Origin of the sequence: Paenimyroides tangerinum, assembly GCF_003865405.1 — a bacterium.
GTDB lineage: Bacteria > Bacteroidota > Bacteroidia > Flavobacteriales > Flavobacteriaceae > Flavobacterium > Flavobacterium tangerinum.
On sequence record NZ_RQVQ01000100.1, the window covers coordinates 1 to 1,462 of the forward strand.

Sequence of the window (1,462 nt, forward strand, 5' to 3'; positions counted from 1 at the left end):
CCATTAAATTTGAACATCTAAATTCCAGTCAGTTAGCTTTGTACTAATAATCGAATTCAGGTTAATATGTTAAATAATCAAAATGAAAATCTATCAGATGATAAAAATTTAGAGAATCTTACTAAAGAAACTCTAAATATGGCTTCAGACAAAATAGCTAATGAAATTGGAGGTGAAGTAAATGAGATTAATCAGAAGGTAAAAGAAGGTGGACAAATTCTTTCGCAGGCAAATAATTACATAAATACTGCTCAACAAACCGAAAGCGAATTTACACGTTATATTGACAAAAATCCCAATGCATTTGATGATGAACCAATAGTTCATAAGAAGCCTAGTCCTAGTAATTCTGCACTTATTGCAGCAAATGAAATGTTTGGAATTTCGCATTTAACCAAGTTAACTATCGTAGTTGAAGGTAAGCAAATTAAGAATTATAAGCATTTTGAATTATCACAGTCGACCACAGGACATCACGAATTTTCTTTGACCTTAGATTATGATTCGCTTGGACAACCAGAAGATCATCATTTAGAAAACGCTCAAAAATATTTGGGACAACGTATTTTGGTGACTTTCAAATACAAGAATGTTCCTAACGGACCTGAGCGTCATTTTATTGGAGTAGTGACCAAAATTGGATTATCACGCGAACATCGCAATTTGGGCGATTTAATATTTTCTGGTTACAGTCCAACTAATTTGTTAGACAAAGCACTTCATGTTCAAAGTTTTGGGGGCAATATGGCAGTTTCGTTAAATTATGTTGCCAATACCGTTTTAAGGCAAGCTTTAGACGAACAAAATTATCCAATTTTCACAAATTCAGATTTTGGAAATGTAGGTTACAGTTGTCAATACAACGAAACACATTACAATTATTTAGCTCGACTTGCAGAAACCCACGGCCAACAGTTTTTCTATGATGGCTATACCGTTAAATTCGGAAAGTTGACTAATCCAGAAAAGCCATTGAATTGGTTTTTGGAAAAAACGTTGATGAAATTGATATTTCTATCAAAACCTTGCATGTGAATCCGAGATTTTTTGGCTATAACAGCAGCGATGACGATCCGTTGAAAACCAACGAAAGCGATATAAAACACGTTTCCTCATTAGGAAAGATAGCTTATCGAATTTCGCAAAAAACATTCAAAGTACCTTCATATCAGGCAGCACCTATAAAAGCACGAACATCAATCGATGTACAAGAATCTCAAAATAGCGCGGCAGGAAGTGCGGCAGTAGAAACATTTGTAACCACAGGACGAACCAGTGTTCCGTTTTTGTTTCCAGGCTGTGTTGTTGACATGCAATTACTAAAACCTGGAACCAAACAAAAGACGTATTTCACCCAATTGATGATAACCAAAATCGAACATACAGTAGATAAACTGGGAATGGATATGCAAACAAAAAGTTCAGTATAAGTTAAGCTACATTTTTGTAAACATTATTTAAG

General features: G+C 34.5%; 2 protein-coding genes. Both read left to right on the plus strand.

The annotated features are described in order from the left end of the window. The first annotated feature begins 66 nt into the window (after window positions 1-66). Window positions 67-1,035: a hypothetical protein gene (locus EG240_RS16315; protein ID WP_125020388.1), complete on the plus strand. Its 969-nt coding sequence runs from the start codon at window positions 67-69 to the stop codon at window positions 1,033-1,035. Next, entirely contained in the window at window positions 1,032-1,430 is a 399-nt protein-coding gene (locus tag EG240_RS16320) for a hypothetical protein (RefSeq protein ID WP_125020389.1), read from the plus strand. The genes EG240_RS16315 and EG240_RS16320 overlap by 4 nt, the downstream gene beginning before the upstream one ends. Window positions 1,431-1,462: the final 32 nt, after the last annotated feature.

Coding starts and splice junctions, on each gene's coding strand:
- EG240_RS16315 (WP_125020388.1), top strand. CDS start 67: ATGTTAAATAATCAAAATGAAAATCTATCAGATGATAAAAATTTAGAG.